The sequence below is a fragment of the Paenibacillus oceani genome, from assembly GCF_014705615.1.
Classification (GTDB): domain Bacteria; phylum Bacillota; class Bacilli; order Paenibacillales; family NBRC-103111; genus Paenibacillus_AB; species Paenibacillus_AB oceani.
This window is the reverse complement of sequence record NZ_JACXJA010000032.1, coordinates 61,540-76,444: the sequence shown is the minus strand read 5'-3', so window position 1 is coordinate 76,444 and position 14,905 is coordinate 61,540. Positions and strand designations below refer to the sequence as shown.

The following is a 14,905-nucleotide window of genomic DNA, read 5'->3' as shown; positions in this document are numbered from 1 at the left end:
GCAATCCTGAAAGGGGTTATCCATTTGGATCGTACGCTGTTCCCCATGAAAAGATTTAACTTAAAAAGACCTGGTGCCTTGATCGGTACAATAACGGAAGTATTGGAGTATATGAGATTGCTTTATGCAGAGATCGGGAAGAGCCGGTTACCTGGCGGGGCTAGTCCCTTTCAGGATCCTTCAGAAAGCGGCAGGCATGTGGCTTGCCTTACTTGCGACGGGACAGGAGCCGTCATTGGGGAAATCGATCCAAGCCGTATGATCGCAACCGAACTGTCACTGAAGCATGGAGCCGTGCTGTTATGGGCGGGTACGAATTGCGGTCCTGTTGTCATGATCAAACAATTGGCCAAGATGCTTGGGATGGACTTTGGGAAGCCGCTCGCCGGCCAGGATAACCGTTTTACCGATATACTGCTTTACGGATACGAAAAAGAACCCGTTCCGTATGTTCACAATAAGAAGCAGTTAAAAGGATTTTATCGCGGATGTGTTCACGACTTGCGATACATGCGTGATGCAGGCACGATCAGCAGAGGGAATCTGAGAGCCATCCGTTTTTTCTCCCGGCAAGAACCATGCCCGATGTGTAGCGGAAGCGAAACGAGCTCCGAGCGTATTTCGATAACCATTGGCGGACGATCCGTTTCGGAGGTTTCGAGATTACCAATCCCGGACCTGCTTCTGTTCATTAAAAATTTGCCTCTATCTCTGGATATTTTTGAACGGGAAAGATGTAGTGAAATCATTGAAGAGGTGGAGACACGGCTGATCTACCTGCATAAGATTGGTCTCCAGACACTGCATGTTGTATAAAAGCCGCGAGCCTATATATCTGAAACTTGATTCGGACAAATCAAGAAGCAGTTATCGGCGGCTGGCGGAGATGGAAGAACGGATGAACTCAATCGTCGCCTGCCGCCTTGGCGGCAATAAATACAGACGTTGTTTGGTGTGTGTACTTAATAACGACTGTTTTTTGTGTTCCGTTGCCGCAGATAAGAGCCGGGACGACCTAGCGTTTTCCTGTAAGCTGCCGAGTCAATGTTTCATCTGTTGTTCGCAGCGTCAGTGCCATGTTTTTTTCAGAATATGCAAATAAGCGAAAAAATCCGGACCGCTGTCCTCAGGCGAGGAGATGACGGCTCTAAGCAGATTGCGGAGACACGGTTCCGTTTCCGTCCGATGGGGCGCTCTCCATCGCCGGTCGTTGCGGTGCCAGCGAAGTTTGGCTGCTGTCATATCGTGCAAACGTATCATTTCCCGATTTTGACCGAGCGCCACCCACTGCCGCCATATGTCCCCCTCCAAGCGGTTGATGGCATCAGGCGTTCCCGGCGTATCTTCCTCGAGCGTCCGCAGCAAGAACGAGGCGGCTTCGGCGAACTCCGCCTTCCTCGATCTATGGTGCAGCCCGTATACGAACTGTATGAGCGCGATCCACGTCTCCAGCAGGTCGCCGACCCGCCAGGCGGAGGACGGAACGATATGGACCCCATGCTTGGGCGCAATGCGGACGTATCCTTCGGTTTCCAACTGCTGCAGCGCTGCCCGAACCGGCGTCCGGCTCATGTCGAGCACACCGGTCAGCGCGATCTCGGAAGTGACGGAGCCTTCCGGGAGCCGGCCGGAGACGATCCATTCGAGTATGGTTTCGTAAGCGGTTTCTCGGAGCGACAGCGATTTCATCTGTCGGCCACCCCCTCTTGTACGCGATTCGGATTCATTATACCATCATAAGGTAACCGGACGTACAGGAGGAAACGGAATGCCGATTCAGCAAGCGCAACAAACGTTGAAGGAACGGGCTTTCGAGACGATCCGCGAACGCATCGTCAGCGGGGAATGGCCGGGCGGGACGTTTATACCGGAACGAATGCTGAAGGATCTGCTGCAGATGAGCAATACGCCGATTCGTGCGGCGTTGGATCGGCTCGAGATGATGGGGCTCGTGAAGCAGTCGCCGAATCAAGGGGCGATCGTGCAGGAAATCTCGCTGAAAAACATACTGGACCTTTACGAGCTCCGGCTCGTGTTGGAGACCTACGCGGCCAGAAAGCTGACCGGCAGAATGGACCGGACTTTTTTCGACGAGCTGGACGATAATTTGAAGCGGCAGGAAAGGATGATTCAAGCGGGCGATATTGCGGCTTACGTCCGGCTGGACCGGGATTTTCACGAGCGCATCGTCTCAGGGCTTGACAATATGGAGTATACGGAAACTATGGCGCGCATTCAGGACAAGTTCTTAATGGCGGTGCGAACGACGTTCGTCAAAAATAAAGAGAGATTGTGGGGGAGTATCAAGGAGCACCGGCAAATCCGCGAAGCGCTGGCCGGCACCGATCCGCACCTGACGGAACGGCTGGTCGAACGGCATATCGAATATGTGAAAACGATTATGCTCTGATGTATACAAGTTATGCATATTGTGCGTTTTCCAAATGCTGTGATACGGTTGAGACGGACGTAATTCACTCATGCGGGAGGGCGTACGGGAATGAAAATAACCGGAATTCGTACAGCTATACTGGGAAATCCGTGGAAAAACTGGCTGTTCTTGCTCGTCGATACGGATGAAGGCATAACGGGTCTGGGAGAAGGCACGCTGAACGGCTTCGCCAAGACGGTCGAAGCGGCGGTTCACGAATTAAAGCATCTCGTCGTCGGGATGAGTCCGTTCGATGTGGAAGCGATCAGCCTGAAGCTGTTCCGCGACGTATATTCGGACGGCGGGCAGATTCAAGGGTCGGCGCTGGCCGCCATCGAGACGGCGTGCTGGGACATTATGGGCAAGGCGCTGGGCCAGCCTCTGTACAAGCTGCTGGGAGGACGATGCCACGATAAGCTGCGCTGTTATGCGAACGGCTGGTACCGTGGCCCGGGAACGCCCGAGAGCTTTCATGAAAAAGCAAAGCTGGTCGTCGCCAAAGGATATACAGCGCTGAAGTTCGACCCGTTCGGAGCGGCCTGGCGGACGGTGGAGCGACAAGATTTCGAGCTGGCGCTTGAAAATATCGCAGCCGTTCGCGAGGCGGTCGGACCTTTTATCGACATTTTAATCGAAGGGCATAACCGCTTCTCGGTCCATACGGCGCTGCAGTTCGCGGAAGCGATGCTGCCGTACAAGCCGACCTGGTTCGAGGCGCCGACACCGCCGCACCGAATCTCCTCGATGGTCGAGGTAGCCAAGCGCAGTCCGGTGCCGATCGCCTGCGGGGAAGATTACTACTGCCGGGAACAGTTCGCCGAGCTATTGAAGCACGACGCGGTGCATATCGTCCAACTGGAGCCGCAATTTCTCGGGATCTCGGCATCGAAGCAGATCGCCGGTATGGTGCACGCCCATAACGGAGTGATCGCGCCGCATAGCGCGCAAGGGCCGGTATGCTCGGTCGTCTGCAGCCATCTGAATATGGCGACGCCGAACTTTTATTTGCACGAAATCTTCGACGAATTCAACGAGCCTTGGGAAGAGCACGTACTGACGCCTGCCCTGAAGGTGGAGAATGGGTATTTGCAGCCGCCGGAAGGACCGGGCCTCGGGGTCACGCTGAATATGGAGGAAGTCGGCAAGCATCCTTATAAGGTCGGCAACTGGCTACCGCTGTTCCGTCAAGGCTGGGAGAGAAGGGAGTCGGTAACATGACGACGGCGGACAACCGGAAGCTGCATACGCAAACGCCGCCGACCATGAAAGCGCTTGTGTACGAAGGGCCGAAGCTGCTGAATATCCGGGACGTGCCGCTTCCCGGGCTGCAGGACGGCGAAGTGCTCGTCCGTGTGGCGCTGGCGGGCATATGCGGCTCCGAATTGAGCGGTTATCTCGGGCACAACTCGCTGCGCAAGCCGCCGCTCATTATGGGGCACGAATTCGCGGGTGTCATCGAGCGGTGCACACCCGGGGAGTCGTTATTTCGGGCGGGCGACCGCGTAACCGTCAATCCGCTCGTAACTTGCGGCGAATGCTCGTACTGCGCGAGCGGCCGCTCCCAGCTGTGCGCGGATCGCAGTCTGCTCGGCGCGCATCGGCCCGGCGCTTTCGCCGAATTCGTGGCGGTACCGGGCAGCAACGTCTATCTGCTGCCGGATGCCGTCTCCTTCGGGGAAGCCGCCTATACCGAGCCGTTCGCCTGCGCGGTGCATATCGTCCGGCTGCTTGCGCTGCACCCGTCCGATCGGCTGATCATCTACGGTGCCGGTCCGATCGGCTTGCTGGCTATGCAGGCTGCACACGTATTCGGCGCGGGCGATGTCGTGATCGTCGACCGGAACGAAGCGCGGCTGGAAATCGCCCGGGAACTGGGCGGGATCGGCGTAACGGAGCTTGAACAGCTCGGACCGCAGCTGGGGAGCGGCTTCGATGCGGCCATTGATGCGGTGGGAGCGGGTGTCACCCGGCAGGCGTGCGTCAAGGCTGTCCGGAGGGACGGCCGGGTCGTCTTCACCGGTCTGCACGAGCCAGACAGCGTGCTGCCGATCAACGACATGATCCGGGAAGAAATCATGACGATCGGAGCGTTCGCCTATTCGGCTGAAGATTTCGCCGCCGCTCTGGCCTGGATCGGTCAAGGCAAAGTGAATTTGTCGCCATGGACGGTGACGAGACCGCTTGAGAACGGGGCGGAATGCTTTGAGAGGCTGATCGGTGGACCGGGGAAGATCGCCAAATATTTGCTGCAGGTCGAGAGCCGGTAACCGCCTGGATGTTCTGTGGAGGTACAATGCGCCGAGGATGGAGGAAGACGGGATGAAGTTACCGTGGTCGGGCAAAGTCGTAATCGTAACGGGCGGGGGCGGCGGAATCGGGGAAGCCGTGTCGGCCCGGTTTGCCAGCGGCGGTGCGGCGGTTATCGTCGCAGACCTGGACGGCGCCAAAGCCGAGCGGGTCGCCGCACAGATACGGACAGCCGGGGGCCGGGCGATGGCCCTAGCGGCAGACGTATCTTCCGAAGCCGATGTACGGAAAATGGTCGGCGATACGCTGGAGGCTTACAGCCGGATCGACGTGCTGGTCAACAATGCCGCTGTCTGTCCGCAAGCGCGGCTGACCGATCTGTCGCTTGCCCAGTGGAACGAGGTGATGACGAGCAATCTGACCTCTGTCTTTCTAATGTGCCGGGAAGTGATTCCTTTCATGCTGAAGACCGGAGGCGGAACGATCGTAAACGTCAGCTCGGTGCACGCCCTGGCCACGTTGGAAGGCTACTCGGCTTATGCCGCGTCCAAAGCGGGGATCGTAGCGCTGACGAAAGCAGTTGCGCTAGACTATGCGAAAACGAACATACGCGTCAACGCCGTATTGCCCGGCGCCGTATGGACCCCGATGCTGGAAGCAAGCGTGAGCCGCCTGGACACTCCGCGCGAAGACATCATGCGGCAGTGGAACGAGGCGCAGCCGATCGGCCGGGTCGGACAGCCGAAAGAGATCGCTTCGGTCGTTCTGTTCGCGGCAAGTCCGGACAATTCGTTCATGACCGGAGCCGTGCTGGTGGCGGACGGAGGCATGACCGCCGATCTGTAGGATACGGAATGCAGCGAACGGCATCAGCGCAGGGAATGGAACCGACGTACGAGTGAGCGGTTGAACGTCCAATTTTAAGTTCATTCGGAGCTAGTTCACGTAGACGGGCACGTCGTGCCGGGAGCAACGGCAGAGTTGGATGAGTGTTACTTATCCGACCCTGTCGTTTTCTTTTGGTTTTTCGGCCGAAGCGGCATCCAGGCTAATCCGAGATCGCAGGGCAGGAACGGCCGTCTTTGTTTCCCTAATAGTCGTTATCTTGGAATCGACGGTAATTTATCTGTATTTTAAATCGGGTTTCTATTGTAAAATAATTGAAATGCGTAAACTAGGAACCTGATAGGAATGGCTTAAACGTTTGAAGAAACAAAAATTTTTTGCTCGGCAACTGATCTTAGTACGAAGATGGGAGGATTTCATTCATGAATCAGATTTAGGATGACTCGATTGTACAGGAAGTTAATTTTATTCATATCACTGTCAGTAACGTTAATGAAGCTTTGGAATATTCCATCACCAGAGGGTGACGAATGGAATATTGAAGACAAGGATTTGAAAGTATTAGAGGAATACGAAATGAAAAGGTAACTTTATTGGGAGGAATTCATGAGGAATATTTTAAATTTACTTGTTACACTTATTGTGTTCTGGGTAGGCAATCAGTATTTTAATGAGTATCTATCCGTTGCGGATGTTAAGACTTTAGTAATTGCATCTGTTCTAATGTTTGCGATTCGTTTTTTGTTCAGTTTGGCCATGGCGTTGTCAGTGATGCTGATAGTGGTGGGGGTTGGCTGCCTAACAACACCGGCATTAATTCTCGCCTCAATAGTACTGACGCCAATAAAACTCTGGCTGCTTGATAAATACCTTAGCGGTTTTGAGATTCATGGGTTCTGGACATACGTGTTACTTACGATTGTTCTCAGTATTTTTACGGTGAAGGTAAAGTCGAAACAAGATAAATGATCAGACAAATCCATTGGATAAAATATACTTTCATTAGGAAGTGGGGGGGAACTACGTATCAATGATTCAAGATAAACCGGGATACTTGTCGAAAGTCCATTATTTATTTGGGAATCATCAAAACTACATTATTACAACGTTAAGTTTCTCTAAAACTTAGAAAAGGTAAAGACAACTGAAGCAATCGCTTTTCATAATGGGGAAGAGCAAGAGGTTATCCATACAGAGATTACTAATGTCGATACTTTAAATCATTACCCTCATATTTATAGAAATTCAGGATAATATCTTTTGTTAAAGGTGATATTTTCCAAAACGTTGTCGAACCCCAGAGAGAGACCGGAAATTAATAAAATTAGAGAAAGGGCAATCCATGTCCGATTATTCACCCGAAACAATTGACAAAGTCCGGAGACCGCACAATAGTAGGTCACGCTCAGCTTAATAAAAATGACAACTAACAAGATCAAGGCCAGGGTGGATTCCAGGTTTTCGAAAAAGGTCCCTATGTAAATTTCCTGCACAATCATCAGGTTCCCTTGGTTTGCATTAATCTTCATATCGTTCAGTCGTAGGTAACGGTATAGATCCGTTTAGACTCAGCATAGGCAATTGCAAATGGATGATCCGGTTCGATTCGGCCAATCCGTGCTGACCGGTGCTTAAAGTTCCATTTTTTCAAGATTACCGATTGATTGCAGACCGGGCGGTGTGCGATAATTTAATGGATTCATTTGTCAGTTGAGAGAAATCGATATCTAATAGGAGAGGTTGTCATGAAGATCGGACTGGCCGAAGTGAATGTGACGCCGCCGCTCGGGATGCAAATACCGGGTTACGGTCCCAAATCACGGCATGCGACGGGGGTCAAGGACGAACTCTTCGCCAAAGCGATGGTGATCGAGTCGGGGGAAGCTGTTCTTGCTTTTATCGTTATCGACATTCTGTCGCTCGAGCTGGATTCGTCGGATCGCATCCGCAACCGGGTACATGCCTATACCGGGATTCCGGCCGAGCAGGTGATGGTCTCCTGCACGCATACGCACACAGGCCCGCCGCGCCCGCTGGATGAAGCGGCGCTGGCCTACTACCCGACGCTGGAGGAGAAATCGGCGGATGCGGCGATTCTGGCTTATGGCAAACGGGAAGAAGCGAAGATCGGCTGCGGCCGGGGGAACGAGGACAGCGTTGCCTTCAACCGCCGCTTCTTTATGAAGAACGGTGGGCTCCTGACGAATCCGGGCGTTCTGAACCCGAATATCGACAGGCCGGAAGGCCCGATCGATCCGGAGGTGCTCGTCGTCCGCATCGATAACGCACAGGGAGAGCCGCTTGGCATCGTCAGCAACTACGCGGTGCATACCGATTGCGTGGGAGGGACGGAGTACAGCGGCGATTACCCAGCGTTCATCAGTCGGACGATCAAGCAACTTTACGGTGAGTCGGTCGTCAGTCTGTTTTTCCAAGGGGCGTGCGGCAATATTAACCATATCGACGTGTTGGGCCGCCACGACCCCAAGATAATCCCCCATCGGGTTCGGATGGGGAACATCCTTGGCAGGGAAATCGCCAAGGTGCGGGACAAGACGAGTTCCGATTCGAGCGAGGTTGTCCTATCCGCCGCCAGCCGGTTTGTAAGCGTATCCGAGCGGGCGCTGAGAGAGCATGAGGTCGAGTGGGCGCACAGCACGTTGGCAGCTCTGCGGGACGTGCCGGACGACGAGCTGAGCGGCAGACAAGCGATGGAAAAAGCTCGGGCCGAGCAGCGATTGGAGTCGATCCGGCAGCCGCTCGGCTCCCGGGATTATGAAATTCAGGTCGCTGCGATCGGCGATCTCGCGGTCGTGGCGCTGCCGGCCGAAATATTCGTCGAGTTCGGGCTGGAAATTAAGGAGAAGTCCCCGTATCCGTATACGATCATCAACGAATTGTCCAACGGCTCGGGCAACGGTTATGTTTGCACGCCGGAGGCTTACGATCGGGGCGGCTATGAGCCCACAGGAACGAAATTCGCCGAAGAGGCGGGAGGTTTGTTCGTCGGCGCCGCCCTGGAGCTGCTGAACGAGCTGCATGGACGGTCGCATTAAACACTCCGGGATAAGGCTTCAGTTTTAACGGGGCGAGTAAGATCAACATAGCAGCGGGGCTGTCCCATAAGCGTTCGCAGGAGAGGGGCCGCCCCAATATCAACAACACGAAAGAACCTCAAATTCCACGGCCACGTGGAGGCTGAGGTTCTTTTTCTCAAAGAACATCGGTTGAAGCAGGGCCTCAAAAAACGCAAATGATTTTTGGCATGTTCCCGTGAGGATCGGGAATCAGACCCATTCCTATTCCTGCAGTCGGCAAGACGCTTTCAGAGATTCCGAAAGCGTCTTTGCGCATCTTTGGGAGCGGAGCTGGCCCGGATGATGAGCTCCGGAATTAGCAGCAGCAGCACAATCGAGCCGTATACGCCACACGTATAGCTGGTAACGTAATCGAGACCGAAGCCTTGTTGACCTACGAACGTAAGGAGATGGATTGCCAGGTTCGTAAAGCAAAAGGCGTAGCTTCGGATCATCCAGTTCCGGTGCCGGACGATCCGTTTCTTCCGGATGTGAACGAGCGCCGTAATGGTGATCAGCGGCCAAATGATATTGAGCTCGTTAAACCCCATACTGCTTAATTTTCCGCCGGTGGCGTAAGGCACCATATATCCGGAAGTCAGCACGACGAGAAATACGGACAGGACGTACACGTAGCCGTTCATACGGTGGAGGTTGCGTTTCTTTTCCAGCAATCGATTCGAGAAGTTAAGCAGCCCGGACGCCATGGCGATGCAGGCAAATGCGACATGAACGTACATCACGTTTAACCAGACCGGGAGATGCAGCTCACGCTTAAGCCCGGTTTTATAACTTAGAAACTGCTCCGCCCGCGGATCGATCATATAGTTGTATATCAAGGCGTACAGAATAAATCCAATGCCGATCACAGCTAACAGGACGAACCACCGGTTCTGTTTGTTCAAGCGATGTCAGCCTCCTTGGCTCCATATTCAGGTTCCGGAATGAGCATCCGGCTAACATTCGGGTTCAGACCACCCGCTTGCCCGTTACTTTCGATGCCGGAAGCATGCCGGCTTTGGCCGTTCCGGTCATGCGGTCTCCGTCGACGGATACTTCGAATTTCAAATTCAAGCGAAGCGGTTTGGTAATTCGCAGCTGCCAGGTAAGGCGGCCGTCCATGATTGCTGGATTCATAAACGGTATCGTCTCGTTCCCTTGAGTCGCGTTACCCTCGATCTCGCCATCCTTTGTCGAGATGAAGAGCCGGGCCTGCATATTCCCGACTGGCGTCGCGATAGTCGTATCCCAAGTCCCCTCGAACGAGGAGGAATGCGAACCGTCGGGACCGTGTGTGCCGTCCGTTTCAGAAGGGATAGGACCGCATGTGCGATCCGCGGACCCAGCTCACGTTCCACCAGATGCAGCGCTAAATCAAGCCCCGAAGTGACGCCGCCGCTAGTAACCAGGTTGCCGTCGTCCACAACGCGTGCCGCGACCGGAATCGCCCCGGTTACTCCAAGAGCAGTCATGCCCAGATGATGGGTTACAGCCGGTCTGCCTTCCAGCAATCCTCCCATAGCCAGCAGCAGGGAGCCGCCGCATACGGTGGCGATTACGATGTCCTGGCGCCCGAGCGCCTGCCCGACCAGACCGGTCAATTCCGTATTCAGCGCCCGCCCCAGTAGGACCGAATTATCGCCTTCTCCTTCGACGTCGCCCGACGCGCCCGGCACGAGAATGATTCCCGCACATTCCGGATTCAGCCTGTCCAGAAGATCAAACCCGTCAAAAAGCACAATTTGGACGTTTACCGTCAAATTCCTCACATCCTTCTCGATTATCGGCCCAAACGCCCTCTACCAACGATCCGTTGGCTGCGGCAGGGACCGTTCCATGTCCGCAACAAGCATTGTAGCAAACGAATATACCAAACAAAGCTGCAAAAAGGTCACAAAACGATAACGAATCGTAACAAATTAGACGGCTGCGTCGGTTTGTTCCGGGAAACATGATAAACTGGTATGCAAAGGTGGGATACGATGAGCGAACCCAATACGATACTGGTTGTAGACGATGATCCGAGTATTGCCGACCTGTTGAGAGACTTCCTGGAATACGATAATTTTCACGTAATTACTGCCTGTGACGCCGAGCAGGCTTGGTCCGCGTTCCAGAACAACCCGGTACATGGCATCGTTCTGGACATTATGATGCCGGGACAGAACGGATTTGAGCTGTGCCGCCGGATTCGGGCGGAGAGCGGCGTTCCGATCTTGTTCTTGAGCGCGCGCGGCGACGATGTGGACAAAATTCGCGGGCTGACGCTTGGCGGCGACGATTATATCGTCAAAACCGCTTCACCGGGCGAAATTATAGCCAGACCAGAGTCAAAGCGGTGTTGCGGCGTTCCGCCGCCCCGCAGCGAATGGGGCAAAAAATATTGGATTTTGGCCGTCTTCAGCTGAACGTGTCGTCCAGAGAAGTGAGCGTGGATGGGAGAAACGTCATGCTCACGCCGAAAGAGTATGAGTTGCTGCGATTATTCGTCGAACACCCGAGACATGTTTTTACGTATGCACAGATTTTGGCAAAGTTTTGGGACGGGGTGGGTTCCGGTCATTGCGATGGCAGCCGGACTGTTGCTGGCTTTCCTAATCATCGGCATGGGCATGCGCCAAATAGTGCTGAAACCTCTGGAGACGATAAGCTTGGCAGCCCGGCAAATCACGGCAGGCGATTGGGAGGCGAAGCTGCCCCGCTCCGCAATAACCGAAATAGCTGAAGTGCGCGACGGCTTCGAACGGATGGTAAGCGGGCTGCGCCAAGCTTTCCAAAAACAAACGGAGCTGGAAGAGGGACGCCGGTTTGTGATCGCCGCTGTCGCGCACGATTTGCGAACCCCGCTGTTCGCCTTGCGCGGTTATCTGGAAGGTCTGGAGCAAGGGGTCGCGCAGTCTCCGGAGAAAACGGCGAAATATGTGGCGGTTTGCAAAGAAAAGTCGGCACAGCTCGATCGGCTGGTCGAAGATTTGTTTACCTTTACCAGGCTGGAACCACTGACGGCTGCTTGCTCAGCGGCGACTTGCACTTATTGGAGCGTTCCCTCAACAACCTGCTTGGTAATGCCGTCAGGCACACCCCCGAGTTTGGCGAAATCGTCGTGCAAGGTTACACGGAGAATGGCCAGGTGAAGTTTACAATCCGCGATACGGGGCCGGGCTTCTCATCGGAAGAACTGCAGCGTGCGTTTGAACCTCTGTTCCGGGGGGAGCGGGTTAGGGCTTGCAATCTCGCATACGATCATGAAGCGTCACGGAGGCGGCCTTGCCGTAAGCAACCATCCGGAGGGAGGCGCTCTGGTGACGGGCTGGCTTCCTGTAAACGGCCGACAGCAGGACAAGGATAGCTTGGTTTAAACCGATCCCGATTCAGGGGAGCTTGTAGCGCGTCATCGGAATAACGGCATAGTGGGATTACCAGTTGATCTACGAGATCTATGAGGAGCTGGAATCACAGATGGAGATGCTGACGAATCTGATATTGAAGTAAGCCGGAAGAAGCCTGCAGTTCAGGCTTCTTTTTTAGTTGGTCAGACAAGAAACGGCCGTCCGCAGCCTAGTACCGGTTTTGCTTGCGGAACTCGGAAGGGCTTACGCCCATCGTCTTGCGGAATACCCGGCTGAGATAAAAGCCGTTCTCATATCCGCATTTCCCCGCTATGACATCCAGCGTCCATTCCGTAACGAGCAGCAGTCTGCAGGCCATCTTTACCCGAATCGAGGTTAAGTATTGCAAAGGGTTTACGCCGTAGGCGCTTTTGAATTTCCGAATCAGCTGCACAGGCGTCAATCCGAACAAAACGGCGACATCCCGGACTTCGACCGATTCATGTGCATGGTCCTTGAAATAGGCGGCGACATCGCGAATGAATCCGTCTTCGTTCAACAAGGAGACGGAGTCGGGGGATTCCAGCGCCTGCTGGGTAATCATCAGCCAGATATCCGACAAATAGTGCTGCTTCGGCATCTGATTTTCCGGGTTGAAGGGAAGCTGCTGATCCGCCTGTCTTAAGCTGCTGTAGTTTTCGGACAACCGCCTGAATTGCGGCAGCCGGATTTTCCGCTGAGCCAGAAGAGGCATGAGCTGTTGAGGTTCGCCGTCTGGCAATGTGAACGTAATGGAGTGGAAGCTGAAGCTCAAGGGTGTCAGCACGTTCCGGTAAAAGGCGACCTGGGGCGGGCACACGACCACATCGCCGAATTCGGCCACACCGTAATCTTCTCCGATCCGGTATTCGAACATGCCTTCCTCTACTCCAAATAAAACCCAAGTGACATACGTATCCGTCTCGTATAAAAACTGTTCTTTTTTGCTCCAGTATACATGGTAAAAAATATCGGGCAAGCCTGCGTACAGTTCTCCTCACCTCGTTCGATTGTTTTGTAATTTTGGATATGAAGAGGTAATTCTATGAATTCCAATTAGTCAACGAAAGATCTTAATATGTAATTAAAGATATCATAGAAAACAAAGGAGTCAATGCAGCATGGGTAAGCCAGATACGAAACTGTTAAGCACGGACATTTTGATCGCCGGCGGAGGGATGACGGGGGTGGCGGCTGCTATTGCCGCGGCGCGTAACGGAGCCCGGGTGATTGTATGCCAGGAGCGTTCAGTTCTCGGCGGAAATGCATCGTCGGAAATTCGCATGAACATATCCGGCGCATCCACGATCGGCAAGGAATTGGAGACGGAGCGCAGAGAAACCGGCATTATCGAAGAAATCATGCTGGAGTGCGCGGTGCGCAATCCGCAGCGAAGCGCGAGTATGCTGGACTTGATTTTATATGAGAAATGCCGTGCCGAACCGAATCTGACCCTGATGCTGAACACGGCGGTTGTCGGCGCTGAAGTCGAAGGCTCCCGTATTCGTTCCGCTTACGCGGTGAGAGAAAGCACGGAGGAGAGCTTCACGATTCACTCTGATATTTTCGTGGACTGCACGGGCGACGGCCGGCTCGGGTTTGAAGCCGGGGCCGATTTTACGACGGGCCGTGAAGCGGTAGAGGAATATAACGAGTCCGGCGCGAGCCTGAACAGAGACGCTTACCGTCTCGGATCTTCGCTTTTGTTTACATCGAAGGATATGGGGCGTCCGATGCCTTTTACCGCGCCGGAATGGGCCCGCAAGTTTACAGAAGAAGATCTGAAATTCAGAAGCCACGACTCCTGGGAGTTCGGCTATTGGTGGGTGGAATTCGGCGGTACGCTGGATACGATCAAGGATAACGAGCAGATCCGCGACGAGCTGCTTGCAATCATGCTGGGGGTATGGGATCACATCAAGAATAGCGGCAATCACCCCGATTCCGTAAACTGGGCGCTGGATTGGTTCGGCTTTCTTCCGGGAAAAAGAGAGTCCAGACGATTTATCGGTTTGCACGTACTGACCCAAAACGACATTCAGCAGGCTATCGACTTCGATGATGTAATCGCTTACGGCGGCTGGTCGATGGATACCCATCCTCCCCAAGGCATCGATGCGAAAGACGAGAAGCCGTGCAATCAGCCGTTCACGCCTTATCTGTACGGCATTCCGCTTCGCTCGATGATAAGCAGGAACGTATCGAATCTGATGTTCGCCGGACGCAATTTATCGGCTACCCACATCGCATTCTCCAGCACCCGGGTTATGGCGACATGCGCGGTCATGGGGGAAGGGCTCGGAACGTTCGCGGCAACGGCGGTGAAGCGCAGGCTTCCGCTGGAACAAGCGCGGCGCGAAAGCGATGTAGTGAAGGAGGCCCAGCAGCAATTGCTTCGGCAGGGAGCGTTTTTACCCGGTAAAATGCTGGATGGAAACCTCGCCAAACTGGCCCGGATCTCCGCATCGTCCGAACAAACACACGGATATTGCGGGAACGTTGTGGACGGACATACCCGCGCCGTTCACGGGGAGAAGGGGGTACGGCCCGACTTGACTACAGGCGGCACGCATCGCTGGATGTCGGAGCCGGGAGACGGCCGTCCATGGCTGGAACTGGAGTGGGAGGAGCCGGTATCGGTTTCCCGGATTACGATCGTTCTGGATACCGGGCTTCACCGTTTATTGATGTTATGTCATTTGGACGTAGTTCAGAATTATATGCAGTGGGGGCGCCCGCAAGCCGAAACGCTGAAGGAGTTTAAGCTGATCGCTTATGACGAACGAGGGGAGACGGAAATCGCCCATATCAGGGACAACTACCAACGAATGATCCAATTGCCCGTAACTTTGAAAAATCTGAAGAAGCTCCGCTTGGAGGTTATCGCCACGAACGGCTTGGACCATGCGCGGGTGGTTGAGCTCGTCTGCGAGTAA

The 14,905-nt window shown here is 54.2% G+C and carries 12 protein-coding genes and 3 pseudogenes; 10 read left to right on the top strand and 5 right to left on the bottom strand.

The window, feature by feature from the left end:
• Nucleotides 1–24: 24 nt before the first annotated feature.
• A complete protein-coding gene (locus IDH45_RS22430) occupies nt 25–816 on the top strand; it encodes an excinuclease ABC subunit UvrA (RefSeq protein ID WP_190930368.1) in 792 nt (263 codons plus the stop codon).
• A 252-nt stretch (nt 817–1,068) separates the two neighbouring features.
• Here IDH45_RS22430 and IDH45_RS22425 read toward each other — a convergent pair whose 3' ends face one another.
• Nucleotides 1,069–1,689: a GntR family transcriptional regulator gene (locus IDH45_RS22425; protein ID WP_190930367.1), complete on the bottom strand. Its 621-nt coding sequence runs from the start codon at nt 1,687–1,689 to the stop codon at nt 1,069–1,071.
• A 79-nt stretch (nt 1,690–1,768) separates the two neighbouring features.
• On the opposite strand from IDH45_RS22425, the gene IDH45_RS22420 reads away from it, so the two are divergent.
• The 5 genes from IDH45_RS22420 (at nt 1,769) to IDH45_RS22400 (ending at nt 6,493) form a co-directional block, all read left to right on the top strand.
• A complete protein-coding gene (locus IDH45_RS22420) occupies nt 1,769–2,410 on the top strand; it encodes a GntR family transcriptional regulator (RefSeq protein WP_190930366.1) in 642 nt (213 codons plus the stop codon).
• A 90-nt stretch (nt 2,411–2,500) separates the two neighbouring features.
• Nucleotides 2,501–3,649, top strand: a complete 1,149-nt coding sequence (locus IDH45_RS22415) for a mandelate racemase/muconate lactonizing enzyme family protein (RefSeq protein WP_190930365.1) — start codon at nt 2,501–2,503, stop codon at nt 3,647–3,649.
• Complete coding sequence (locus IDH45_RS22410; protein ID WP_223836879.1) at nt 3,646–4,698, top strand: alcohol dehydrogenase catalytic domain-containing protein; 1,053 nt, start codon at nt 3,646–3,648, stop codon at nt 4,696–4,698. Before IDH45_RS22415 ends, IDH45_RS22410 begins: the two co-directional genes overlap by 4 nt.
• Before the next feature lie 52 nt (nt 4,699–4,750).
• Nucleotides 4,751–5,524 (top strand): SDR family NAD(P)-dependent oxidoreductase, encoded by a 774-nt coding sequence (locus IDH45_RS22405; RefSeq protein WP_190930364.1) that lies wholly within the window; start codon nt 4,751–4,753, stop codon nt 5,522–5,524.
• A 606-nt stretch (nt 5,525–6,130) separates the two neighbouring features.
• Nucleotides 6,131–6,493: a phage holin family protein gene (locus tag IDH45_RS22400; RefSeq protein ID WP_190930363.1), complete on the top strand. Its 363-nt coding sequence runs from the start codon at nt 6,131–6,133 to the stop codon at nt 6,491–6,493.
• A gap of 266 nt (nt 6,494–6,759) precedes the next feature.
• On the opposite strand, the gene IDH45_RS35315 is transcribed toward IDH45_RS22400, so the two are convergent.
• Complete coding sequence (locus tag IDH45_RS35315; RefSeq protein ID WP_223836886.1) at nt 6,760–7,023, bottom strand: GerAB/ArcD/ProY family transporter; 264 nt, start codon at nt 7,021–7,023, stop codon at nt 6,760–6,762.
• A gap of 246 nt (nt 7,024–7,269) precedes the next feature.
• On the opposite strand from IDH45_RS35315, the gene IDH45_RS22390 reads away from it, so the two are divergent.
• Nucleotides 7,270–8,580 (top strand): neutral/alkaline non-lysosomal ceramidase N-terminal domain-containing protein, encoded by a 1,311-nt coding sequence (locus IDH45_RS22390; RefSeq protein WP_190930361.1) that lies wholly within the window; start codon nt 7,270–7,272, stop codon nt 8,578–8,580.
• Between the two features lie 269 nt (nt 8,581–8,849).
• Here IDH45_RS22390 and IDH45_RS22385 read toward each other — a convergent pair whose 3' ends face one another.
• Nucleotides 8,850–9,506: a DUF2306 domain-containing protein gene (locus tag IDH45_RS22385; RefSeq protein WP_223836878.1), complete on the bottom strand. Its 657-nt coding sequence runs from the start codon at nt 9,504–9,506 to the stop codon at nt 8,850–8,852.
• 64 nt (nt 9,507–9,570) lie between these two features.
• Nucleotides 9,571–10,361: pseudogene (locus IDH45_RS22380) on the bottom strand (DJ-1/PfpI family protein).
• A gap of 222 nt (nt 10,362–10,583) precedes the next feature.
• Here IDH45_RS22380 and IDH45_RS22375 point away from each other — a divergent pair.
• Both IDH45_RS22375 and IDH45_RS34230 read left to right on the top strand, forming a co-directional pair.
• A pseudogene (locus IDH45_RS22375) lies at nt 10,584–11,164 on the top strand (response regulator transcription factor); the annotation flags it as partial.
• Nucleotides 11,154–11,960 (top strand): annotated as a pseudogene (locus IDH45_RS34230) (HAMP domain-containing sensor histidine kinase); the annotation flags it as partial. The pseudogenes IDH45_RS22375 and IDH45_RS34230, both read left to right, overlap by 11 nt.
• Before the next feature lie 199 nt (nt 11,961–12,159).
• Here IDH45_RS34230 and IDH45_RS22360 read toward each other — a convergent pair.
• A complete protein-coding gene (locus IDH45_RS22360) occupies nt 12,160–12,948 on the bottom strand; it encodes an AraC family transcriptional regulator (protein WP_190930358.1) in 789 nt (262 codons plus the stop codon).
• A gap of 142 nt (nt 12,949–13,090) precedes the next feature.
• On the opposite strand from IDH45_RS22360, the gene IDH45_RS22355 reads away from it, so the two are divergent.
• Nucleotides 13,091–14,905, top strand: coding sequence for an FAD-dependent oxidoreductase (locus IDH45_RS22355; RefSeq protein ID WP_190930357.1), 1,815 nt, complete (start codon nt 13,091–13,093; stop codon nt 14,903–14,905).

What these genes read in the sequence shown, in the direction of transcription:
- IDH45_RS22425 (WP_190930367.1), bottom strand. Translation starts at nt 1,689, where the DNA reads ATGAAATCGCTGTCGCTCCGAGAAACCGCTTACGAAACCATACTCGAA.
- IDH45_RS22420 (WP_190930366.1), top strand. Translation starts at nt 1,769, where the DNA reads ATGCCGATTCAGCAAGCGCAACAAACGTTGAAGGAACGGGCTTTCGAG.
- IDH45_RS22415 (WP_190930365.1), top strand. Translation starts at nt 2,501, where the DNA reads ATGAAAATAACCGGAATTCGTACAGCTATACTGGGAAATCCGTGGAAA.
- IDH45_RS22410 (WP_223836879.1), top strand. Translation starts at nt 3,646, where the DNA reads ATGACGACGGCGGACAACCGGAAGCTGCATACGCAAACGCCGCCGACC.
- IDH45_RS22405 (WP_190930364.1), top strand. Translation starts at nt 4,751, where the DNA reads ATGAAGTTACCGTGGTCGGGCAAAGTCGTAATCGTAACGGGCGGGGGC.
- IDH45_RS22400 (WP_190930363.1), top strand. Translation starts at nt 6,131, where the DNA reads ATGAGGAATATTTTAAATTTACTTGTTACACTTATTGTGTTCTGGGTA.
- IDH45_RS35315 (WP_223836886.1), bottom strand. Translation starts at nt 7,023, where the DNA reads ATGATTGTGCAGGAAATTTACATAGGGACCTTTTTCGAAAACCTGGAA.
- IDH45_RS22390 (WP_190930361.1), top strand. Translation starts at nt 7,270, where the DNA reads ATGAAGATCGGACTGGCCGAAGTGAATGTGACGCCGCCGCTCGGGATG.
- IDH45_RS22355 (WP_190930357.1), top strand. Translation starts at nt 13,091, where the DNA reads ATGGGTAAGCCAGATACGAAACTGTTAAGCACGGACATTTTGATCGCC.